The sequence below is a fragment of the Chitinophaga ginsengisoli genome (assembly GCF_003014595.1).
GTDB classification, from domain to species: domain Bacteria; phylum Bacteroidota; class Bacteroidia; order Chitinophagales; family Chitinophagaceae; genus Chitinophaga; species Chitinophaga ginsengisoli.
Genome location: NZ_PYGK01000001.1, coordinates 1 through 24,327, shown reverse-complemented (window position 1 = coordinate 24,327; position 24,327 = coordinate 1). Strand labels below are relative to the sequence as shown.

Genomic DNA, 24,327 nt, shown 5'->3' with positions numbered 1-24,327 from the left:
TGTGCTAATATAACCACATGTGGGAGAAGGCGGGATGTGTGGATATATGGCGGGTTAGATGGTTTAATGAGTAGTTGAAGGGCGTTACTTTGTATCAATGTTGCAATTTTTGATTTGATAAATTAACAAATATTTCACAACTTGGACTTAACCTTTATCAACCAAAATCTTGTTTTCATCAACTGGTCTTTTTGATGAACTGCCTGGTCAACCAACTATCTTTTCGCAGTACAAGATTATTTATAACGGATTACATGTTATCATACCCTTACCTATTGAGCTGTAGTGATGATAACATGTAATCCTTCTTTTTTAACTGATACCTAAGTGCTTTCAATGCCGAGACGTGCCTACCTATTGCTGATTTTGCTCCTGTTATTTAAGCTTGTATTCCATTTTCTGATCATTCACCCCGCATATGACCTGCATAGGGATGAGTTCCTGCATCTTGATCAGGCAAATCACTTGTCGGCAGGCTACTTGTCGGTGCCGCCTTTTACGGCCTTTCTCTCCCTGCTTATTAAGTGGCTGGGCGGAGGTGTATTTTGGGTGAGGTTCTTTCCTGCGCTGTTCGGCGCATTGACGATGCTGATCGTCTGGAAGCTGGTAGAGTTACTAAAGGGAAGCTGGTATGCCCAGGTGCTTGCAGCGGTGGTATTGCTCTGTTCTGTCATGTCGCGGATCAATATACTGTATCAGCCTAACAGTTTTGACGTGCTGAGCTGGACGCTGATTTTTTATCTGCTGGCGCTTTATGTAAGGACCGGGACTCCGCAGCTGTTGTTATGGCTGGGTGCTGTGGCTGGTATTGCCTTTTTGAATAAGTACAATGTGCTTTTCCTGATGGTAGGGCTGTTACCGGCGCTGCTTATCTCATCTCACCGGAAAATGTTCCTGCATAAATACCTGTATGGTGGTTTACTGATCGCATTGCTACTGGCAGCGCCAAATATTATCTGGCAGATAAGGAATGGTCTGCCTGTCATTCATCATATGAAAGAACTGGCAAGTACCCAGCTGGTGAATGTGGAACGTTCCGGTTTCATAAAAGAGCAATTGTTTTTCTTCCTTTTGGGAACGCTGGTATGGGTGGCAGCCCTGCTGGGTTTTGCAAGGTATGCGCCTTTTAAGCCATACCGTTTTATAGGATGGACATTCCTGGTCGTGATGGCGGTATTTGTTTATCTGAAAGCCAAGGCCTATTATGCTTTAGGTCTGTATCCTGTGCTGGTCGCTTTCGGAAGTGTCTACCTGGAGCATGTTTTTTCCAAACGACGGATACTTGGCGTCTGGCTCAGGTGGCTATACCTGCCATTGATCATGATGCCAACCCTGCTATTTTTCAAAAGGATATTCCCGGTACTGGAACCTCACCAGCTGGAACAGTCTATGACACCGTTGCGCCGGGAAATCTTTGCAAAATGGGACGACGGGAAGACGCATTCCATGCCGCAGGATTTTGCCGATATGCTTAGTTGGCGGGAATTAGCCGGACTGGTCGTTCAGGCCTATGAAAAGGTACCGGCCGCCGAACGTAGGAATACCCTGATCCTTTGTGACAATTATGGTCAGGCGGGGGCCGTGAATTACTATGCCGGCAGAAAAGTCAGTCCTGCCATTACCTTCAGTGCTGATTATATGTTCTGGTTCCCGGCCATGGATACCCTGCATTATCTGATCCTGGTAGGAGAAGAGCCCCGCGAATATGTCCGGAAATACACGTCCGGCTACCTCAAAACCGGACAGATCAGCGATTCGCTGGCACGGGAATGTGGTACAGGCGTCTATCTCGTCGAAGGAATTTCTCCTGTTTTTCCCAAAAAGTTAAGGCAGTGGCAGCTGGAGGAGCAGGCGGCCTTCAGGGCGTGGAAATAGGCTATTTAACGATAACGAATTCTACCTCGCCAAAGCCCAGCTGTAGTACTTCTCCATCTTTTTCCAGGCACAATTTGCCGTCAGGAAGTACGTCGCGGATGATGCCTTCGAAGTATTCTTCGTTCATGCGATAAGTGCCAGGTTGTCCAAAGCGGAAGAGCTTACTTTTATAATCTTCCAGCAGGCTATCATAATGCGCAGGATGAAGTAGTTTCAGCCTTGTATCCAAGCATGAGCAGAGGTCGCGGGTCAGTTCGATAGCGTCCCAGGTTTTGCCTGTGATCTGTTTAAGGGACACCGGGTTAGGCAGATGTCCGGGGAAGACTGTCTGGTTAATATTGATACCCATGCCGGTAATGGCATATTGCCATGTGTTGCCACGTAGTACATTTTCGATCAGGATGCCTCCTGCCTTTCTGTCACGCCAGTAAATATCATTACTCCACTTGATAGCAGTTTCATCACCAGCGTATTTGCTAAACCAGTCGTAGACGCCAAGGGCTACAGCGGCGCTGAGCATAAACTGCCTGGAAAGCGGTAGCATGCCGGGTTGCAGGGCAATAGTCAGTATGATGTTCTCTCCCGGGGGCGATAACCATTGTTTGCCACGCTGTCCTTTTCCTGCTGTTTGCTCCATGGCAAACCAGGCTGTACCGGGTGTCACCTGCCCTGTATTTACCTGCTCCATGGCATAGTTATTGGTGCTGTCTACTGTGTCTAAAATGTATAATGGTTGTCCGATCACGGGAAAATTCTTTTCTGATTTGGTTTACCGCAGCAAAGTAAATCATTTTATCTTTTTCTTAACAATCGGGCAGGCGCCGGCAGGAGAGCAGGGTATTAGACAAGTGTATGATTTATAGGCGTTAAAGACCCGCACATCACGGATTATTACACATTGTAACAATATCATCTTCCGGCGTTTATTTGCTCCTTCTTTAGTAATTTTGACAATTAAAGATTATTTTTAACCAAAAGAGATTTTATTGGCACCCTTAACCGTTCTGAGTACGAGAAAGAAAGCGTTAACACGCTTGAGTAGAGAAAGCGAGATTTTTTCCACCATCATCAAGGCCATCCAGGAGAAAAAGGGAGAGAATATAGTTTCCCTGGATCTGCGCCAGATTCCTGAAGCTGTGGCTGATTTCTTTGTTATATGTGAGGCTAACTCCAATACACAGGTGAGGGCTATCGCCGACTTCGTGGAAGACCAAGTGTCGCAGCACATCGGCGAGCAACCTTACAAGCACGAGGGATTTACCGCACAACAATGGATACTGGTAGATTATGTGAATGTAGTGGTGCATGTATTCCAGCCTGAAACCAGACAGTTCTATGGTCTGGAAGACATGTGGAGTGATGCAGAACGAATGGAGCATAATGATACAAACTAATAACTTTTAACTATTACCGACATCCTTAAAAAAGGATCGTAAGATTATGGAAAGAGGCAACAACTTCAACAAGGGAGACAAATCGCCAAAGAAAGGACCAAAGTTCAACATATACTGGGTTTATGCCTTTATCGGGGTAGCCTTGCTGGCAATGAACTTTTTTAATTTCGGTGCCCAGCCTAAGGAACTGAGTTTCCAGGAGTTTCTGGTGAATTACCTGAAACCAGGTGACGTAGACAAGCTGGTGGTAGTGAATAAAAAATCGGTAGAGGTTTACATCAAGAAGGAAAGACTGAATGAGTCTAAATTCGATAAAGTATCCAAAGGCCGTTTCGGCGCCGCTAATCAGGGTCCTCACTTCCGTTTCAGCATTGGCAGCGAAGAGAGCTTCAAAGCTGACATGGACAAGGCCCAGGCAAATACACCACTGGAAGACCAGGTGAAAGTGATCTATGAGGACAGACAAGGCTGGTTCGAACCATTTATTCAGTTACTGTTACCATTAGTGTTACTGATTGGATTGTGGGTATTGCTGATGCGTAAAATGGGCGGTCCTGCCGGTGGCAGTGGTGGTCCGGGTGGCATCTTCAATATTGGTAAATCCAAAGCGACCCTTTTCGATAAAGGTACCCGCGTAAATATCACTTTCAGTGACGTGGCTGGTCTGGATGAGGCGAAAGTGGAAGTAATGGAAATCGTCGATTTCCTGAAAAATCCAAAGAAATATACTGCATTGGGTGGTAAGATCCCTAAAGGCGCGCTGCTGGTAGGCCCTCCGGGTACCGGTAAGACCCTGCTGGCGAAAGCGATGGCAGGTGAGGCCCAGGTTCCTTTCTTCTCCATGTCCGGTTCTGATTTCGTTGAATTGTTCGTAGGTGTAGGTGCAAGCCGTGTACGTGACCTGTTCAAGCAGGCCCGTGAGAAAGCGCCTTGTATCATCTTCATCGATGAAATTGACGCGATCGGCCGTGCAAGAGGTAAGAACGTGATGATGAGCAATGACGAGCGTGAGAACACCCTGAACCAGTTACTGGTGGAAATGGATGGTTTCGGTACTGATAGCGGTATCATCATCCTGGCGGCAACCAACCGTCCGGATGTACTGGATACAGCGTTGCTGCGTCCCGGACGTTTCGACCGTCAGATCTCCATCGATAAGCCAGACCTTGTAGGTCGTGAGTCAATCTTTGACGTGCACCTGAAACCGATCAAGACTTCTCCAAACCTCGATATCAAGAAACTGGCTTCCATGACACCTGGCTTTGCCGGCGCCGATATTGCCAACGTATGTAACGAGGCGGCCCTGATCGCTGCCCGTAAAGGCAAAACGGAAGTGGAAATGGAAGACTTCAATGACGCGGTTGACAGGGTGATCGGTGGTCTGGAAAAGAAAAACAAGATCATCTCTCCTGAAGAGAAAGAAGTGATCGCATACCATGAAGCTGGTCACGCTATCTGTGGCTGGTACCTGGAACATGCTAATCCGCTGGTGAAAGTAACCATCGTTCCCCGTGGTGTAGCAGCCTTAGGGTATGCACAGTATCTGCCGAAAGAACAATACCTCTACAATACTGAACAACTGCTGGACGATATCTGTATGACCCTGGGTGGCCGTGCAGTGGAAGACATCGTGTTCGGTAAAGTATCCACCGGTGCACAGAATGACCTGCAGGTGATCACCCGTATGGCCTATGCAATGGTAACCGTATATGGTATGAACGATAAAGTTGGTAACGTGTCCTTCTACGATCCTAACAGCGATCAGGCATTTACCAAACCTTACTCTGAGGAGACAGCTAAGATGATCGACGAGGAAGTTCGCCTCCTGATCGAAAAGGCATATATCCGTACGAAGAACCTGCTGACAGACAAACTGGAAAATGTGAAGGCACTGGCGCAGGAACTGCTGAAAAAAGAAGTATTATACCAGGCAGACCTGGAAAGACTGATCGGTAAACGTCCATGGGATGTACATCGTGAGCATATCGCCAATAAGGAAGGTATGACCACAGATGGTGTACACCCGACAGATATCATCAATCCTTCTCCTACTCCTGCTAATGCTAATGCGTAAGCTGATATGAAGATATCTCCTGCCAAGGAAAATATTCTCAAAAGAGTAAGAAATGCATTGAGTCAATCGGTGCAGTTGCCCTTCCCCAATTCGGAGGGCAACAGTTCCGTTTTTGTGAAGGAGCATGACGGCCTGGAGATGAAGTTCGCAGAGGAGTTTGCCCGTTTACAGGGGAAGTTTATCTTCTGCACGAGTAAGGAAGAACTGCTTGAGAATCTGCTGGCATTGGTTGCTTCCAAGGAATGGGAAGATGTACTCTGCCAGACGCCGTCCTTAATGAAGGCACTTCAGCTGTCACAATTCCCTTTTATCAACAAAGGGGATATGCACACAGCAGCCGCAGCCATTACAGATTGTGAACTGCTGGTAGCGCGTACAGGCACCATGGTGCTGAGCGCGGCACAACCTTCCGGCAGGGCATTACCGGTATACACACCGGTGCATATCGTGATAGCTTACACACATCAGCTGGTGTTCGATCTGAAAGATGCGATAGCCCGCCTGAAAGACAAATACCAGGGAGAGCTGCCATCGTCGATACACTTTGCATCCGGTCCCAGTCGTACCGCAGATATCGAGAAAACACTGGTAGTAGGGATACACGGACCCCGGGAGGTATATGTGTTCCTGGTAGATGAATGAACTATTAATTGTTAAACATATTTGAGCAGCGCGTGATCCTCATCATGCGCTGTTCTTTTAAATGATTATCTTATACCGGCTCGCTATGACCAGGTTATTTCTCTTTCTTTTTTCCGCTAGTTTGCTGGCGTCATGTGGACAAGCCTCTGAGCAGTCGTCTAAAAACATCGACACTGTCAATACATTGACCATAAAAGGACCGACAGCGGTACTGTTCCGACCTGCGGGAGATAAACTGCGGTCCCTGAAAGCAGCTATCGGCGAAAAGGGCTTTCCTTCTTTACAAACGGCCAACAACAGTATCCTTTCAGAAGACAGCGCGTACCTGGCGGGTAAGGGAGTGAAAATTGTGAGTACCAGCGCCACCCAGTTACAATTCATCAGAGGGAATGGGGAAGTGCTGTACGTCAATCTCATTCATCCCAAATATGCCTGGGAGATCTTCCTGTACAATGGCTACAGTGATCCTGTCAAAGCCGATCTGACAGATATCGAGGCCGCCTACCTTGAGTCAGGGATAAAGAAACCCTGAGCGTAGCTTTTCCGTTTTAGTTGTTTTGTTGAAGAGTTATTTATTACTTCGCAGTGGCAAATTTCGTTTAATCATCTGTCTTCACCGCCCGGTGAGGCAGACCTGAAAATATTATCATCTATGGAGCATGGACTGTCCGCTGTGGACTATTCCATTCCTCTTCCGGAGGGCAAACGTGTTTATTTCGCATCAGATTTTCACCTGGGTGTGCCTGATCCTGCTACGAGCAGGGACAGGGAAAGACATATTGTGCGATGGCTGGATGCGGCTGCTAAGGATGCGGAACACATCTTCCTGGTAGGTGATATTTTTGACTTCTGGTTTGAATACAGGGAAGTGATCCCTAAAGGATATACCCGTCTGTTAGGCAAACTGGCAGAGCTGAGAGATAAAGGCATCGGCATCTCCGTTTTTATCGGGAACCATGATATGTGGATGGATGGCTATTTTAAAGACGAGCTGGATATTCCTGTTCACTATGAACCCAAAACTTACAATATAGGCGGCAAACGTTTCTACATCGGTCATGGAGATGGTCTCGGACCGGGCGACCATGGTTATAAGATGTTGAAGAAGGTATTCCGTAATCCCATATGCCGTGCATTATTCTCATTGATCCACCCTTCCTGGGGGATCGGCCTGGCGAATTATTTCAGTCGCAAAAGCCGTGCTGCCACAGGTATGGAGCTGGAGAAATTCCTCGGAGAAGAGAACGAATGGCTGGCAATCTACAGTAAAGAGGTCCTGCAGCAATCCCATTTTGACTACTTCATTTTTGGCCATCGTCACCTGCCATTGGACTTGCAGGTAGGGGCTGACAGCCGTTATATCAACCTGGGCGACTGGCTGTACTATTGCAGCTATGCCGTATTTGACGGTAAAACAACTTCCCTGTTATACGATAAATAAGAGGCTATTCCAGTATTTCATGCAGGATGGGAGGCGAATTCAGCTCCTGGAAATCCGGTAAATGCAGTCTGAAAAAATCCAGATAAGCGTACAGGAGTTTCCTGCGCTTATCCTTATTCATATTGATCTCCGCAAGACTTTCCCAATTGGCGCATTGAAAAAGACGGTCCGTTATCTCGCTGTTGGCCGCATCCAGGTAGTTACTGTGATGAGGTGGCAGATCTGTGAAGGAGCCTTCCTGCAAATCGAGGTAGTGCGCATATTCAGAATACCGGCCATTTAAACGGAAGCCCAGATGTTCAGCCAGTTTCAGCGTGAAATACAGAGGTATATTTGCTGCAATAGACAGCGGCGCTACATCCAGCGCCTGTAATGCCTGTTCTGAAAAATAATATAGTTCCAGCTGTTGCTCCGGCTCCCGGAGGCTCTTCTGCAACAGTTCTATCATGTACAATGCAACCGTATTCTTGACGATATTGAAGTGCAGGGAGGTATAGATATAACCCAGTTTGAACTCAGAAATACGCTGTATGCTCTTTTGCTCATGATGATATACCACCAGCTCCAGGATGTTACCCGGCTGAAAGAGATTCCCCTTTGCCTTTGGTTTTGAAGAGCGTACGCCGTTGACCATATAGGACTGCACGCCGAAGAGTTCAGTGAATATATTGACAATGGCGCTGGTATCGCCATATTTGACCGTTCTTAATACTATCCCGCGAGTTTTGTGTAACATACCTGGACTCAGCTACTGAGTTCAAATGTACGATTAGCGGGCGTTAATTGATGAATACAATCTTAGTGACCAGGTGCTCCCCTCCTGTTTCGCTTGCTGCAAATACCAGGTATACGCCAGACTGTGGCCGGTGTCCGGTATAGTCCATTCCGTTCCAGACGGCTTGTCCGCCGAAAGCCCTGGTCTGAAATACCATCTTCCCACTAATATCAGTGATCTTTACCCTTGTATTCTGTACCAGGCCACGGATGGCAATGGTGCCGCTGTAGTTGTGTGGTACAGGATTAGGAAATACCAGCACGGAATCCCGTGTCATACTGGCTACTGGTTCTGTAGCAGTACCATGCCATGACATCAGGCCTTTTCCTGTAGCGAAGTAGATCTCTCCTGTCTTAGGATCTATGGTGATAGTGTAGACGTGATTGTCAGGAAGCGGGCTATTGCTGGTATTAAACTGCTGGAGGATGTGATCTCCATCCTCACTGACCAACCAGGCGCCATTGAGGGTACCTACCCATTTGCGGTTGGCGCCGTCTACAGCAATGGTGGTTACCTGCTCATCCTGGAAGAGGTAGCCGGCAAAATTGTCCTGCTGGATGATCGGCAGGATGGCATTACAACCATCGGCAGCTGCCTGCCCCGGGCAATTGATAACCGCGATACCTCTCGCCGTGCCTACCCATATGCTGCCATTCTTATCTTTTGCCAGGCAATAGACGTCGTTGGAGGGCAGGTTACCCTGGCTGCTGCCAAGACGGTATTGCCGCCATTGGTCGTCATTTTTATTGTCGAGGGTATTGTTGTGATTCAGTACAAACAGACCGTTGCTTTGCGGGGACACTATATATACCAGGCCGTAATCGTCCGTTAGTAACTGACTGATGGCATTACCTGTCATTACATAAGGGCTACGGAAAGATAGCCAGGTATTGTCTGGCTTTTTCACCAGGAGATTGCTGGAAGCACCATAGGCCGCCAGCCATAGATTACCGGCAGCATCTGTGGTCAATCCGCTGACGTTATAGGCAGCAGGATTGTTAGTTGCAGGAGGCAGAACACCCTGTTTGAATATAGTATAACCACCATTGGTAGCAGCATATACCAGTCCCCCGCCGAAAGAACCCAGATAAACTCCCTGACCACCGGGATCAGGAGAAAGCGTGATCAGGTCTGGAACAGCGTTCAGTGCAGGCTGGGTGTTGTGATCAAACTGGGTCCAGCTGCCTTCTGAAAAAGTAAAGTAGCCGTTATTGTTACCAGCAGCCTTCCAGTCACTGCTAACGCCACCAGCAGTAGCCCAGAGGGTATTGTTGATGAACAGCATGTTGCCGGTAATGATACTGGCCGGTGCATCCGGATGAATAGCGGTATAGCTGTTGTCATCAGATTTATAACGGATAAGCCCTTGCAGCGAATCTGCTATCCAGGTTGCACTACCGGTATTGGCTGTCTGCAAAGGCGCATTAATTAACCGGTGCTGTACTATTTTTATGATGTTAGCGTTGGCATCCAGTATGATGATACGGGCAGCGCCTCCGGATTGCTGTTCGCTGAGGAACAACTGACTGCCATGTACATCCACGTTGTTAATCGTCCAGCCGTCTGTATACCAGGATGTCCAGGTGTTGTTGGCAAAGCGGAATAACTGCTTGCCCTGACGGCAGATCAGCTGATTATTGAAAGAGATGATTTCCTGAACAGAGTCCTGCTGCAGGCCCTGATTGAGAGAAGACCAGTTTCTGTAATCGGATAGATTCCTGCCGTTGAGGGGCGCTGTTCTGATGCCTTCTGAAGTGGCTGCGTACAGGGAGGCATTAAGAACGGCCAATGAATAAACAGGTGCGTAATTGCCGGTGTTGCTTACCACATACGTAGCTGCAATCTCCGGAACAGCCGTATTTACAACAACAATCCCCAGGCCTGTACACAGATAAGCGTAATGATTATAGTAGAAGATGTGGAAAACAGATTTGTCCGCAGCTACCTGTTTGCGCATCAGGTCAGGAATATTGAAGCTATTGTTACCGCTCAGCAGGTCGATGTTACTATTGCGGTAGGCGATCAGTATATCCTCATCATCTGCTGCTATGGTACTAATCCCGATATCGTGAAGGCCATTGATCTTACTATACCTGCTGATCTCCTCATCTGCACCGGTGGTAATGGAGAATAATCCCTGGGATGTGGCACAGTATATTTTATCTGCTTTCACGGTAACAGCAACAGCCGGGCGCCAGGGAAGATGGTCACTCCATTGCCCCACAGGAGTCTGGGCATTCGCCTGAAGGAAAGTCAGGCAGGATAGGCAAAAGAGGGCATATAAGGATGTCAGGAAGCGGTACATGCATCAAAAATAGTTATATGTTGTTACTTTATGACACTTACCGGCATATATCCCTGACCTCCCTTTTTTTAGACAACTTTGATTACCTTTACGCCCTACTAAATTACAAAGACGCGTATGTGGCAACGCTTAGCAGGATTCGTATTGAAATTCCGTCTACCACTCCTGATTATATTATTGTTGAGCACTGCAGTGATGACTTATTTTGCCAGTAAGGTGGAGTTGTCCTATGAGCCTAACAAATCTATTCCGCTTGACAACATAAAGTATCAGGACTACCTCCGGTTTAAAGGGCAGTTTGGTGAAGATGGTAATATGATTGTGATAGGGGTGCAGACGGATAGTTTCTTTCAGAAAGATTTCTTTCACGATTACGTGCAGCTGAATGAAGACATGAAAAAGGTGGAGTTTGTGGAGAATGTGTTGAGTGTGCCATTTGCCATCAATCTTGTTAAAAATGACAGCACCCATAAGCTGACCCCTGAGCCCTTATTCAGAGGCGATCTGCAGCAACAGGCTGTACTCGATAGTCTTGCTGGGGCTTTGAATAATCTTCCTTTCTATAAGGGCCTGTTGTATAATCCTGATACCCATGCCTACATGATGATGATCAACGTCAATAAGGAGGTAATGGGTACTGCCCGCCGTATTGAGGTAGTGAATAATGTGATGAAGCTGGGTACTGCTTTCGGTGAAAAACATCATACAGAAGTGCGTATGAGCGGATTGCCGTTGATCCGTACCATCGTAGCGCAGAAGGTGGCAAATGAACTGGGACTGTTCCTGAAATTATCTTTCATACTGACGGCACTGATCCTGCTGCTGTTCTTCCGGTCTTTCGGGGCGGTGCTGATGTCTATGATCGTTGTGGCAATAGGTGTAATATGGTCGGTCGGTACGATCGTATTGCTTAATTATAAGATCACCCTGTTAACTGGCCTGATCCCACCATTGATTGTGGTGATCGGTATCCCGAACTGCGTATACTTTCTCAATAAATATCATACTGAATATGCTAAAGATGGTAATAAGACCCGGGCGCTGGTACACATGATTCAGCGTATGGGGATTGTGACTCTCTTTACTAACCTGACAGCAGCGATCGGTTTTGGTGTATTCTGTTTCACTAAGAGCGCTTTGTTAAAAGAGTTCGGTGTGGTAGCAGGATTGAATATCATGCTGATCTTCCTGATCTCATTTATATTCCTGCCTTCCGTACTGAGTTATCTGCCGGCTCCGAAGACGAAACATACCAACTACATGAACAACAGGTTGTTCCGTTCCCTGCTGGATGGACTGACGGCGTTGGTGTTTAAGTATCGTCCCTGGGTATACGGTGTGACTGTGGTAATGGTTGTAGGTGCAGTGATCGGTATGATGAAGCTGCATTCCGAGGCGCACATGCTGGATGATATTCCGCAGAGCGACAGGCTGTATACTGACCTTAAGTTTTTCGAACATAACTTCAAAGGAGTGATGCCGCTGGAAATTGCGGTAGATACAAAGAAGAAGAATGGTGTGGTAAGCTTGCAAACATTGGAGCGGCTGGATCAGTTGTCCAAACTGATAGCAGCGCAGCCGGATTTCGCAAGGCCTTTGTCTGTAGTCGAGGGTATTAAGTTTGCCAAACAGGCTTATTATAATGGAGACAGTTCCAACTACTCTGTGCCTAACCAGTTTGATATCGGGTTCCTGGCGCCTTACCTACGTATGAAGGGTGGCACCAATGCCAGTGGAAATGCCACTGCTTTTACCAAACTGGTATCTTCCTTTATGGACAGTACCCGCCAGGTAGCGCGTGTGAGTGTGAATATGGCAGATGTGGGTTCTGCAAGGCTGCCGGTATTGCTGGATTCATTGACCCCACAGGTGAACCAGATCTTCGACAGTACGAAGTATAAAGTGACCTTCACCGGTACCAGCGTTATTTTCCTGGAAGGTAGCCGTTTCATCATCAACGGGCTGACGGAGAGTATCCTGCTGGCATTTGTGCTGATCATCTTCTGTATGCTGTACCTCTTCCGCTCCTGGAGGATGTTGCTGATCTCCCTGATCCCAAATATTATTCCACTGGCGGTAACGGCCGGTGTAATGGGCTGGCTGAACATACCTTTAAAGCCATCTACCGTGTTGGTGTTCAGTGTGGCGCTGGGGATAGCGATAGATGTGACAATCCGTTTCCTGGTGAACTTCAAACAGGAGCTGCCACATCACAATCTGGATATTTCTGCTACGGTGAAACAGACCATTCACGAGACCGGATTGAGTATTATTTATACTTCACTGATCCTCCTGGCCGGATTTATGATCTTTAGTTTCTCTGAATTCGGAGGTACGAAGGCGCTGGGCTGGCTGACGTCCCTGACATTGTTAATGGCAATGATCACCAACCTGACCATTTTACCTGCATTATTATTGTGGATGGAGAAAGCCTTGCTGAAGAAAGCGCAGAAGAAACAGTTATGGAATGCTTTAGATGAGGAAAGTGATATAGATATGTCTGAGCTCGGATTGAAAGACCATGAGAAGTAGGAGATTAGATAAGGAGGTCATTCACATATAATTAAAACGCTCAATGCATGATTATCAGCATTGAGCGTTTTTTGTTATCCCCAAATAATCTAGTGGACTACATTCATCCCCCCATATTAGCCGTTTGTATAAAAGGATGCTACATACCCATTAAAAAGTATGAGGTTTATAATGCCATTCTAACCTCTTTTAGTTCATGAAAAACAAATACTTAAAGGGCGCTCACCTTTCTGAGCGTAAATTTAAGGAGATACTACGGCTATTCGCCGAAGATCTTACAGCCACGCAGATTGCCAACATTAGTGGAGTAAGCCGGGTTACCGTAAACAGTTATCTCAAAAAGATTCGCCAACAGATCGCCCGTCATTGTGAGTCCTTATTGCCGGCAGAGAGTCATTATCGTCCTGCCGCGCCGGTACGTAGTGTACAACACCATGCATCCTCAGCCGAGGAAGGAGATGTTTCCGTTAAAACAGAAGTAGGCCGTAATGTGAAGCCGGTTGTATTTGGTATCTACCGTTGTTCAGACAGGTTGCATACCGAGATACTGCCGGACGTAAGCAGGTCTATGATCCATTCTGTGGTAAGAAGCAGCCGTTCCATACTGGAGATGCAAAGTGCTGCGGAGAAGATCCGCCGTTTCAGCAATGTGGTTGACCTGGGTCAGTACCGCCTGTACAATCTTGAAAACGAAGGGGCTGTCAGTATTGCAGACGATGTGGATGCATTCTGGGGGCTTACCAAGCATAGGCTTGCGAAGTTTAAAGGATTGAACCGTAGTACGGTATACCTGCATTTGAAAGAGTGTGAATTCCGGTACAACAACCGGAATGAAGACATCTATGAAACGTTGCTGGAGTTGTTAAAGACGCAACCGCTTAGTCTTTCCTGACGGGTTTATTAGTTATGATATTGCTGCAGTGATGTAGCGCACTTTTATTTAAATCTGGAACAAAAACCCGGATTTAGATTTTGGTTGATGAGCGCGCAGGTGGTATTCCTACCGCCTGCCTTTATATACTATTGCCTATACTTATTTAAGGGCGTTAAGAAAATTATCTTGTGCACACTTTTATATATTACGGATTTGAATTATTACAAATAAAAAAATTCCATTTATGTTAAAGAACTGTTAAAGGGATGTTATAACATCTAATTTGTTAACTAGTTTTGGTTAAAATTATTGTTAATAAACTTATATTTGAACGTTAAAATTAAGTTAAACAACAAAGAAGGGTTAATTGCTTATGAGAAAAGGCCGTGACATGGCTTCTCACCCTCTGTATACTCATTTAAGGAATTTAAGGACATGTATTGTTAATTGCGTTTAGGGGAAACCAAAATGTATTTTTTCAATTAAGTATTTTATCAACGTAGGACGAGCTTTCAGAGCCAGTGGTCGGTTTCCTGAGAACTATATTCTATTTCATTTGAATATTTAACTAAACAACCAGAAACAACAAAGCTTATGAGGAAAAGTCTAATTTTCCTCCTGTCCACTGTATTAGTGGTAGGGCAGGTGGTTGCGCAAAACCGTCCCATTACAGGGAAGATTACTTCCGCTGATGATGGAAGTCCGGTGATTGGCGCTACAGTCATTGTTAAAGGTACCACAACCGGTACTGTAACCAACGCGAGTGGTGAGTATACCATTCAAGTGCCAGAAAATGCTACAGCCCTGATCGTTAAGTTCGTGGGTATGAAAGACCAGGAAGTTAAACTGGGTAGTGGCGCAAAACACAATGTGGTACTTTATCCCGATGTTACCAAACTTACTGAGACTGTTGTAACTGCTAACGCTATCCGCCGTGATAAAGCATCTCTTGGTTACGCAGCTCCGACTTTGAAAAATGATGAACTGACCAAAGGTCAGAGCACAAGCCCACTGAATGCGCTCGCAGGTAAAGTAGCGGGTGTGAACATCTCCACCACTGCGAATGCTCCGGGAAGTTCTTCCAGGATCGTATTGAGAGGTGGTTCTTCCATCGGTGGTAACAACCAGGCTTTAATGGTAGTTGATGGTGTACCTATCGATAACTCCAGCATCATTGGTGGTGGGGATAGCCGTAGCACAGTAGACTTTGGTAACCGTGGTAATGATATCAACCCCGACGACATTGAGTCTATTACTGTATTGAAAGGTCCTGCTGCTGCTGCGTTGTATGGTTCCCGTGCGTCAAACGGTGCGTTGATCATTACAACCAAGAGCGGTAAAAAATTGACTAACAAAAAGAATGAAGTTGGTTTCAATACAGCTGCTACATTCTCTAACATAGTAAAACTGCCTGATTTTCAGAATGAGTTCGGTCAAGGTGGTGGTGGTGTGATTGATCCACGTGAGAACTTTACCTGGGGACCTGCATTTGACGGTCAGGTAAAGCCTTGGGGTCAGTCCATCAATGGTGTAAGACAAATGAAGCCTTACTCTGCGTTGCCTGATAACGTTAAGAACTTCTTTGAAACAGGTAAAGCGCTGACCAATAACCTGTCTTTGTCAGGTGCTGGTGAGAAGACTACTTATTACATGTCAATAAATACCATCAACTCTGATGGAACAATGCCAGGCAACTATGACAGGTTTAATAAATATAGCCTGCGTTTCAATGGTACCGCTCAGTTGAACAATAAGTTCTATACTGGTATTAACCTGAACTACAACAAGATCAATAGCCGCATGATCCAGGGCGGTCAGGGTGAAGGATCTGTGTTCGACAACGTATTACAGACTCCCCGTGATATTCCCATTGACAAAATGGGTGATCTGAACAATCCTTACAATAGCTATATTACCAAAGATGCCAATGGTAACCCTACCTACGGATTCTATGGTGCATATACTATCAGCCCATATTATATTCTGAAGAACTATCGTAACCAGAACGATGTGGACAGGATAAGCGGTAACTTCTCAATAGGTTACAAACCAACAGCATGGTTAGATGTATTGGAAAGATTAGGTGCTGATATTTATTCAGACCGTCGCCAGTATAAATATCCAAAATTTGACTTCCTGCCAGCTGATGATTTGCCAGATGATGATCCAAACAAATTCTACAGTGTAGACGATAACCGTCAGGTTCAGCGTGGTAAATATGGTGAGGATCAGTATAACCTGAGCGAGATCACGCATGACCTGATGGTCACTGCGAAGAAAGATTTCGGTCCTGACTTCAAAACGTCCCTGATGGTGGGTAACAACATCCGTCAGCGTACATTCAATACGTTAGAGACTCAAACGAATCTGGCGAACGGTCTGGTTATTCCAGGATGGTATAACCTTGACAACAGTGACGGTCCTGTACACACTTTCAACGAGCGTACAACCCGTCGTCTCGTGGCGTTATATGCTGACCTGAACTTGTCTTACAAGAGCATGTTGTATTTAGGAGCTACTGCAAGAAATGACTGGTCTTCCACATTACCTCCGCAAAACAGGTCTTTCTTTTATCCTAGCGTAAATGGTTCATTCGTATTCACCGAATTAACTAAAGAAACAGGACTGAGCCACATTCTGAATTATGGTAAGGTTCGCGCGAGCTGGGCTCAGGTAGGTAATGATGCTGATCCATATCAGCTGCGTACGTACTTCAATAAAACAGATATCTCAAGCGGTTTTGGTCGTGTTACCTTCCCATTCAAATCTATTCCGGGCTATACTTACAGTAACCTGATCGGTAACAATACACTGAAGCCGGAGATCACTACGGCATTTGAAGTAGGTACTGAACTGAATTTCCTGGATAACAGACTCTCCTTAGACTTCTCTTATTACAAGAACAAGTCTAAAGATCAGATCCTGAACGTGCCAATTCCTCCATCTTCCGGTTTCTCTTCAAAGGCGCTGAACACTGGTGTTGTTGAGAACAAAGGTATCGAGTTGTCACTGAGAGGTACTCCAATCCGTACTGCATCCGGTTTCAGTCTCGAATTGTTCGGTACTTATACACGTAACAAAAATACCGTGGTTGAAATTGCAAAAGGTGTAGATCAGGTAATTATCGGCGGTTTTGGAGGTATGAGTATCGTAGCTGCAAAAGGAAGACCTTATGGTACTTTCTATTCACAGGATATTCAGCATGACGCACAGGGTCATGTAATTGTAAGCGCTTCAACAGGCTTACCTCTGCTGACACCAACTGCTGTTTACTTCGGTTCTTATAATCCTAAATATCAGGCTTCCTGGGGAGCTAATGCCTCTTATAAAGGCTTCTCTTTCAGCATTCTGTTTGATACTAAACAGGGTAACCAATTCTATTCCCGTACAAAAGACATCCTGGATTTCACAGGTGCAGCGGCGGAAACAGCAGAAGGTGGACGTGAAGACGTTCCTTTTGCTAACTCTGTGGTTGATGACGGTACTGGTAAGCTGGTACCTAATACAAATGTTGTATACAGTAAGTATAAATACTTTACATCTGTTATTCCTGCAGGACGCCATATTATAGATGCTTCTTACATTAGATTACGTGAAGCAAGTCTTTCTTACAGATTGCCTAAGCAGCTGTTAAACAGAACTCCTTTCGGTGATCTAAGTGTAGGTATATTTGGTAACAACCTGGCACTGTGGACTGCAAGCCAAAACAAGTATGCTGATCCTGAGGTGAACTCTGGTGGTGCAACCAACGAACAGGGTTTTGACTTTACAGCTCAGCCATCCCTGAGGAACTATGGTTTCAATATAAGGGTGACATTTTAACGATTAAAGAGCCAAAAAAATGATGAAAAGAAATATTATTAAGTCAGCTGCTGGTCTCCTGACCGTGCTGTCTCTAACAATAACGGGTTGTTCTAACTTCCTCGATATTAATGACAACCCTAACAAAGCGGAAACTGGGGATCCTAACCTGGTATTACCATCAGCACAGGCAGCGATCGCACAGGTAGTTGGTTGTCACTTCCAGATATACGGTGGTATCTGGAACCAGTACTGGACACAGAACTTTGGTAACTCTCAGTATAAGTCTGTTGAACAGTATCTGGTGCAGGGTTCCGATTTTGACAGACCATGGCAGACGCTGTATGCTGATGCTATGACAGATCTGCAAATGATCTCTGAGAAGGCTGGAGAAGCCAAGTTCAGGCAGTATGCAGCTATTGCTTTGATATTAAAAGCATATGATCTGCAATTGCTGACTGATGCTTTCGGAGATATTCCTATGAAAGAAGCACTGCAGGGTGAAAGTAAAGATAGCTACGCTCCTCATTATGATGCTCAGGCTGAAGTATATGATAGCATCTTTGCTATGATTGACAGGGCTAAAGGCTGGATTGATCCTGAATCCGCATTCCTTCCAGGCCCAGAAGATCTGATCTTTGGTGGAGATATGGACCAATGGACCCGTTTCGCAAACACGCTGAAGCTGAGAGCTTATCTCCGTTTAGCTTATGTAAATAAAGATAAAGCGCAAGCTGGTATCACTGCGTTGCAGGGAGCTGAATTCCTTACCGAATCTGCGCAGATTGATTACATAAGCACAGGTGGTAACAATAACCCGCTGTACGCAGAACTGTATGCACTGGGCCAGTACCGTCAGCTGAGAACAAGTAACTCCTTGTTTAAACAAATGCAATACAGGAAAGATCCCAGGATCGATGTATACTTCCAGATCATAAGTGGTGTCAGAAGAGGTATGGACCAGGCCAGCTACGATATTGGCCCTAACGGTTCTACTCCTGCTACTATTTTTGGTGCAGATCCGCTGAACACTGACGCAGCGCTGGCTCCTGTTAAGTTCATCTCAGCCTATGAGAGCTATTTCCTGCAGGCTGAAGCTGTAGCAAGAGGCTGGCTCACCGGCAATACTGCCGCTGGTTTATTCCAGCAAGGTATCCAGGCAAGCTTCGATGCTTACCACGCTACACCAGGTACTTATATCACTACTCAGGTTGCTGGCTTCCCTGCCACAGGTGTTGAAGCACAGGTAGATAGTATCATTACGCAGAAATATTTTGCAATGGCACTCAACCAGAACTTTGAGGCATGGACAGAATGGCGTCGCACAGGATATCCTAAAAGCTTCTTTGTAAAACCTGTTACAGGTACATTGCCTGCAAATACTTATCCTTCCCGTTTCCTTTATCCTAACACTGAACTGACCAGGAACCCTAACTTCCCTGGCGCAAAAGTGATCACCGATAAAGTTTGGTGGGATACCAAAGACTAAAAAATAACAGATAGATAGTTTTCGGGGGCTGACAAAAGAGTAAAACGCTTTTTGTCAGCCCCCGAAGTTTTTACCCCACCTTTCCCCTGCCCTTTCGGACCATCAAATATTGTCTGAGTGAATGTTAGTTAAATATCGTATTTGGATATCGATACCCGTTAAATAATGAAGGCAGGAACGGGGAATAAATAACCCCTTATCAAAGGACCGTGAATACCCTTACACAATGTATTTGTTCATACAGATTTAGATTTCAACCTTATCATTTAATCTTATGAGGAAAAGTCCTATTTTTTTCCTGTCTACGACATTACTGGTAGGACAGGTAGCTGCGCAAAATCGCGCTATTACCGGAAAGATCACTTTCGCTGATGGAGGTCGGGTAGTTGGCGCTACAGTCATTGTTAAAGGCATTACAGCCGGTACTGTCACCAACGAAAATGGTGAGTATATCATTCAGGTACCACCAGGAGCTTCTACCCTGGTCGTTAAATTCATAGGCATGAAAGACCAGGAGATAAAACTTGGTGCCAGTACAAAGCAAAATGTAGTATTACATCCTGATGTTAACAAGCTTAATGAAACGGTTGTAACAGCAAACGCTATCCGTCGTAACAAAATATCCCTGGGATATGCAGCTCCGATTTTAATGCATGATGAACTGTTGCGTGGCCATAGTATCAGTCTATTGAATGCGCTTGCAGGTAAAGTACCCGGTGCGAATGTTACTACCGGTTCGAATGCTCCAGGAAGTTCTTCCAGAATCGTATTGAGGGGTGGTTCTTCTATTATCGGTAACAACCAGGCGTTGATGGTTGTTGATGGAGTGCTGATTGATAACTCCGGTATTAGCAGTAGTGACAACAATCTGGCCTATACTGATTTCGGAAGCCGCGGTAATGACCTGGACCCCGAGGATGTCGAATCTATAACTGTGCTGAAAGGCCCCACGGCAGCCGCCTTATATGGTTCGCGTGCGTCCAACGGTGCATTAATGATCACTACAAGGAAGGGTGGGAAGGATGATGGCAAGGAAAACGAAGTAGTGCTAAGTTCAACATTAACGCTCTCCAATGTTGCTAAATTGCCTGATTTTCAGAACCAATACGGTCAGGGCTATCTGAATCAGAACGGTGATGGCTTTAATATCGATCCAAAAGAAAACCTAAGCTGGGGGCGTCCATTTACTGGTGCTGAAGAAGAATGGGGACAATCCATTAACGGTGTAAGATTAAAGAAGGCCTACAGCGCCCAGAAGGATGCGGTGAAAAAATTCTTTGAACCGGGCAAAATGGTGAATACTCATCTGTCATTGGCAGGAGCCGGTGATAAAACCACTTATTATCTGTCGCTGAATAGCCTTAACGCTAATGGAGTTATGCCCGGTGATTACGATAAGTACAATAAATATGGTGTCCGTTTCAATGGTAGTGCAGAACTGAATAATAAGATTTGCACTTCTGTTAATTTCAATTATAATAAAATCAACAGCATTATTGTACAAGGTGGTCAGGGTAGAGGTTCCGTATACAATATCTTATTACAGACACCACGTGATATCCCTATCGACAAAATGGGAGACATCAACAACCCTTACTATAGCTTCGGTAATCTGCTCAATGCAAATGGATTGCCTTATTATGGGTACTATGGTGCTTATACCAGAAGCCCCTATTTCATTCTTCGAAACTACAGGAATGAGAACGATGTGGACAGAATCACAGGTGCATTTACGTTGGAATACAAACCTTTAAAAGGGCTAACTGTATTTGAGAGGGTTAGTATTGACATATATTCCGATCGGCGCGTACATAAGCAGCCTAAATATTCATTCATTCCTGCGGATGATGCTGGGAATTACAGTCAGACCCGGAATATACAAACAGCAAATGGTTATTACAGCAAGGAGCAGCATGACTTTGCAGAAGTAGCGCATGATTTAATAATTACAGCTACGAAAAACTTCAGTCCTGACTTTCATACTTCCCTGATGATAGGCAACAATGTTCGTCAGCGCGGATTAAATACTACAGCGCTGCGGACAAATGCAGCCGGTCTCATAGTGCCGGGATGGTATGGATTTGACAACAGCAATGGCCCCGTTACCACTAATGATGCATTAGTAAAACGTCGTTCAATCGGGATATATGGCGAGTTGAACCTGGCTTATAAAAACGTAATCTATATCAATGCAAACGGACGAAATGACTGGTCATCTACATTACCTGAAGTGAACAATTCCTTCTTTTATCCGGGTGTAAATTGTTCATTTGTATTCTCCGAGCTGTTCAGAGGCAGCGATTTCAACCATGTCCTAACCCAGGGTAAGTTGAGGGTAAGCTGTGCCCGGGCTGGTAATGATGCAGATCCATATCTGTTACATACTTACTACGAGGCCACCAGCATCAATGGTGGATTCGGTAGCACTACATTCCCATTTAAGGGTGTAAATGGTTATAGTCCGTCCGGCATCAGTGGTAATGCAAATCTTAAACCTGAGATCACTATTGCCAATGAAATCGGCATGGAGCTTAATTTCATGGATGACAGGCTACTTCTCGACCTTTCGATATATAAAAACGAATCCCGGGACCAGATTATTCCTGCCCCATTGGCACCATCAATGGGTACTGCTACCCAAATACTGAACACTGGTGTGATTGAGAACAGGGGACTTGAGATTAGTATGAGAGGAATGCCTGTTCTTACTGCTTCGGGCCTGTCTGTTGAATTGTTGGGCACTTATACCAGAAACAAAAACACTGTATTGGATGTAGGCGTTGATAACCAAATTGTGATCGGAGGGTTCTCTGGCATGAGCATTGTTGCTGCCAAAGGCAAATCTTACGGTGAATTCTACGCGCAGGACATCTTACGGGATAATCAGGGGCGTGTGATTGTAGACCTGTCTACAGGTCTTCCGCTGAGGACTTCTGCTGCTGTTTACCTTGGTTCCTTCAATCCCAGATATCAGGCTTCCTGGGGACTGAATGCAGCATATAAAGGATGGAATTTCAGTATCCTGTTTGACGCCAAACAGGGGAACAAGTTTTTCTCTTATACTAAAGACATCACAGATCTTACAGGAGTGTCTGAAGTTACTGCCGGTCAAAGCCGTTTAGGCGCAGTCTGGCCTAACTCAGTAGCTAATGATGGCGCTGGCAGACTGGTATCTAACACGACTCCTTATTTTCCGGAACAATACTGGACAAACAAGCCTGATGGTCAGAATGTGCTTGATGCATCTTACATCAGATTGCGTGAAGCACGCCTGACATACCGTATCCCGGGAGTCAGGAACAGGAGCCAATTCAGAGAGCTCGCAGTAGGATTGTTTGGTAATAACCTTGCCTTATGGGCCAGAAACAAGTATACCGATCCGGAAGTGAACTCCGGTGGTACCAGCAACGAGCAGGGGTTGGACTTCATCGCACTACCTTCTTTGAAGAACTTTGGTTTTAACATGAGAGTAACCTTTTGAATGTTTAAATGCAGGCTTACAATGAAGCAAATAATAAATTCAGTCACAGGCATCCTTGCTGCGCTGTCACTCATAATAACAGGCTGTGATAAATTTCTCGATATAAATAACAACCCTACTAAAATTGCTGACCTGGATCCCAACTACCTGTTGCCAACCAGTCAGGCAAATATTGCTATGGTGTTAGGTAACCACTTCCAGGTTTATGGAGGTATCTGGGCTCAATACTGGACGCAGGATATCAGCTCTTCCCAGTATAGGAACATTGAACAAGTGAACCTCGATCCATCTGACTTTGACAGACCCTGGCAATTTCTGTATACAGGTGCTTTACAGAACCTGCAGACAATCATTGATAAAGCGCACATCAAAAGATGGGATCAATATGCAGGTATCGCTGAGCTGCTGAAGGCTTACAGCTACCAGTTACTAACTGACGGATTTGGGGATGTTCCCCTAAGAGATGCTATCAGGGTTGGTGCCCCCGATATCCTGGCTACAACTTATGATCCCCAGAAAATGGTATATGACAGCATTTTGGCTATGATCGACAGAGGTTTGAGGCGGATGGATCCGGTAAATACTGTCAGACCCGGAAATGATGACCTGATCTTTGGTGGTAATATGGCCAACTGGAAAGCTTTCGGTAATACCTTGAAACTTCGTATATATATGCGGTTGACAAAAACTGATTCTGCATTTGCGGCTCACGGTATAGCAACCCTTGCCGGCGCAACATTTCTGACATCAGACGCAAAAATTACCTATATAAATACCAATGGAAACAATAACCCATTGTTTGCTGAAATACTTGGGCTCGGAAGAACACAGAACCTGATCGCGAGCAGCACTACCGTTGACCAGATGAATGCCCTGAACGATCCACGTGTTTTCACTTTCTACAGAACTACTCCTGATACCTTTGGTATTGCAGGTATTCCTCAGGGTAGCTACAAAACACTGTGGAACTATTTTTTTTCTGCACCAGGTGTGGTCGTTGGCGCTTACGGGCAGAATGACTCATCTGCACTGGCTCCTGTGAAATTTATTTCTGCTGCTGAAAGCTATTTCCTGCAGGCGGAAGCTGCTGCCCGCGGATACTTACCAGGCGACGCCAGGACATTGTATCGGCAGGGTATCACTGCCAGCTTTGCTGCTTATAATGTTGCTCCGGGCAACTACATCACTGACGTAGTTGCTGCATTCCCTGCCATAGGTATTGAAGCTCAGGTAAGAGCAATTATTACACAGAAATACTTCGCAATGTGTGGAAATCAGAACTTCGAAGCATGGACAGAATGGCGTCGTACCGGCTATCCTTCCTTTCTGGTTCGTTCCCAGGCTTCGGTATTGCCTGCAGGCCAAATGCCACAGCGTTTCCTGTATCCTAACTCAGAGATTACCAGAAACCCTAAATTTCCAGGTGCTAAACTGATTTACGATAAAGTTTGGTGGGATGTTAACTGATAATAACACAGATGTATATATAAAGAGGGTGTCTCAAAAATAAAGAGGCACCCTCTTTATTTTTATATACGGCAGTATAGATTGCTATATATTGATTGTTATTTATCTGGGACAAATCTAGCTGGAATGCGGTATAGTGTATTATATAGATATTGGGCAGATATTTGAGTATTATTT

At 45.5% G+C, this 24,327-nt stretch carries 15 protein-coding genes; 12 read left to right on the top strand and 3 right to left on the bottom strand.

The features are described from left to right. Positions 1-336 precede the first annotated feature (336 nt). Complete coding sequence (locus CLV42_RS00080) at positions 337-1,875, top strand: glycosyltransferase family 39 protein (RefSeq protein WP_106599868.1); 1,539 nt, start codon at positions 337-339, stop codon at positions 1,873-1,875. A 1-nt stretch (position 1,876) separates the two neighbouring features. Here CLV42_RS00080 and CLV42_RS00075 read toward each other — a convergent pair whose 3' ends face one another. After that, entirely contained in the window at positions 1,877-2,620 is a 744-nt protein-coding gene (locus CLV42_RS00075) for a biotin--[acetyl-CoA-carboxylase] ligase (protein ID WP_106599867.1), read from the bottom strand. A 289-nt stretch (positions 2,621-2,909) separates the two neighbouring features. On the opposite strand from CLV42_RS00075, the gene rsfS reads away from it, so the two are divergent. The 5 genes from rsfS to CLV42_RS00050 all read left to right on the top strand — a co-directional run bounded on the left by rsfS (position 2,910) and on the right by CLV42_RS00050 (position 7,426). Beyond that, complete coding sequence (gene rsfS, locus CLV42_RS00070) at positions 2,910-3,269, top strand: ribosome silencing factor (protein WP_245705352.1); 360 nt, start codon at positions 2,910-2,912, stop codon at positions 3,267-3,269. A 46-nt stretch (positions 3,270-3,315) separates the two neighbouring features. After that, entirely contained in the window at positions 3,316-5,343 is a 2,028-nt protein-coding gene (gene ftsH / locus CLV42_RS00065; RefSeq protein ID WP_106599866.1) for an ATP-dependent zinc metalloprotease FtsH, read from the top strand. A 6-nt stretch (positions 5,344-5,349) separates the two neighbouring features. Continuing rightward, positions 5,350-5,985 (top strand): LutC/YkgG family protein, encoded by a 636-nt coding sequence (locus CLV42_RS00060; RefSeq protein WP_106599865.1) that lies wholly within the window; start codon positions 5,350-5,352, stop codon positions 5,983-5,985. A gap of 85 nt (positions 5,986-6,070) precedes the next feature. Then, positions 6,071-6,517, top strand: a complete 447-nt coding sequence (locus CLV42_RS00055) for a hypothetical protein (RefSeq protein ID WP_146154282.1) — start codon at positions 6,071-6,073, stop codon at positions 6,515-6,517. 120 nt (positions 6,518-6,637) lie between these two features. Next, a complete protein-coding gene (locus CLV42_RS00050) occupies positions 6,638-7,426 on the top strand; it encodes a UDP-2,3-diacylglucosamine diphosphatase (RefSeq protein ID WP_106599863.1) in 789 nt (262 codons plus the stop codon). Between the two features lie 4 nt (positions 7,427-7,430). On the opposite strand, the gene recO is transcribed toward CLV42_RS00050, so the two are convergent. Next, the gene (recO, locus tag CLV42_RS00045) at positions 7,431-8,162 is read right to left on the bottom strand and encodes a DNA repair protein RecO (protein WP_106599862.1); all 732 of its coding nucleotides are present in this window, start codon (positions 8,160-8,162) and stop codon (positions 7,431-7,433) included. A 43-nt stretch (positions 8,163-8,205) separates the two neighbouring features. Continuing rightward, positions 8,206-10,506 (bottom strand): type IX secretion system anionic LPS delivery protein PorZ, encoded by a 2,301-nt coding sequence (gene porZ, locus CLV42_RS00040; protein WP_106599861.1) that lies wholly within the window; start codon positions 10,504-10,506, stop codon positions 8,206-8,208. A gap of 117 nt (positions 10,507-10,623) precedes the next feature. Here porZ and CLV42_RS00035 point away from each other — a divergent pair, with 117 nt between their 5' ends. The 6 genes from CLV42_RS00035 to CLV42_RS00010 all read left to right on the top strand — a co-directional run bounded on the left by CLV42_RS00035 (position 10,624) and on the right by CLV42_RS00010 (position 24,150). Next, complete coding sequence (locus CLV42_RS00035) at positions 10,624-13,038, top strand: efflux RND transporter permease subunit (protein ID WP_106599860.1); 2,415 nt, start codon at positions 10,624-10,626, stop codon at positions 13,036-13,038. A 196-nt stretch (positions 13,039-13,234) separates the two neighbouring features. Next, complete coding sequence (locus CLV42_RS00030) at positions 13,235-13,930, top strand: LuxR C-terminal-related transcriptional regulator (protein WP_089829038.1); 696 nt, start codon at positions 13,235-13,237, stop codon at positions 13,928-13,930. A gap of 576 nt (positions 13,931-14,506) precedes the next feature. Next, a complete protein-coding gene (locus CLV42_RS00025; protein ID WP_106599859.1) occupies positions 14,507-17,734 on the top strand; it encodes a SusC/RagA family TonB-linked outer membrane protein in 3,228 nt (1,075 codons plus the stop codon). 19 nt (positions 17,735-17,753) lie between these two features. Beyond that, positions 17,754-19,202 carry a SusD/RagB family nutrient-binding outer membrane lipoprotein gene (locus tag CLV42_RS00020; RefSeq protein ID WP_245901375.1) on the top strand — a complete coding sequence of 483 codons (1,449 nt, stop codon included), beginning with the start codon at positions 17,754-17,756 and terminating at the stop codon, positions 19,200-19,202. Between the two features lie 274 nt (positions 19,203-19,476). Then, positions 19,477-22,683: a SusC/RagA family TonB-linked outer membrane protein gene (locus CLV42_RS00015; RefSeq protein ID WP_106599858.1), complete on the top strand. Its 3,207-nt coding sequence runs from the start codon at positions 19,477-19,479 to the stop codon at positions 22,681-22,683. 21 nt (positions 22,684-22,704) lie between these two features. After that, the gene (locus CLV42_RS00010) at positions 22,705-24,150 is read left to right on the top strand and encodes a SusD/RagB family nutrient-binding outer membrane lipoprotein (protein ID WP_106599857.1); all 1,446 of its coding nucleotides are present in this window, start codon (positions 22,705-22,707) and stop codon (positions 24,148-24,150) included. The last annotated feature ends 177 nt before the right edge of the window (positions 24,151-24,327 follow it).